The organism is Vibrio sp. Y20_XG_PY13 (assembly GCF_024181925.1).
Taxonomy (GTDB): domain Bacteria; phylum Pseudomonadota; class Gammaproteobacteria; order Enterobacterales; family Vibrionaceae; genus Vibrio; species Vibrio parahaemolyticus.
The window spans coordinates 143,359-143,590 of record NZ_JAMZAL010000004.1 but is presented as its reverse complement, the minus strand read 5'-3'; the positions used below and the strand labels follow the sequence as shown (position 1 = coordinate 143,590).

Sequence of the window (232 nt, the reverse complement as noted above, 5' to 3'; positions counted from 1 at the left end):
TTGCTCGTGCAAAAGCGCGTAAAGCGCAACAAGAGACTGAATCTCAACCTGTTGAAGAAACTGCTTCTCAAGAGCCAACCGAAGATCCGAAGAAAGCCGCAGTCGCTGCTGCTATTGCTCGTGCAAAAGCGCGTAAAGCGCAACAAGAGACTGAATCTCAACCTGTTGAAGAAACTGCTTCTCAAGAGCCAACCGAAGATCCGAAGAAAGCCGCAGTCGCTGCTGCTATTGC

General features: G+C 50.0%; 1 pseudogene. It reads left to right on the top strand.

Annotation, left to right across the window (positions count from 1 at the left end):
* Positions 1-232: pseudogene (locus tag NL646_RS11990) on the top strand (electron transporter RnfC); the annotation flags it as partial.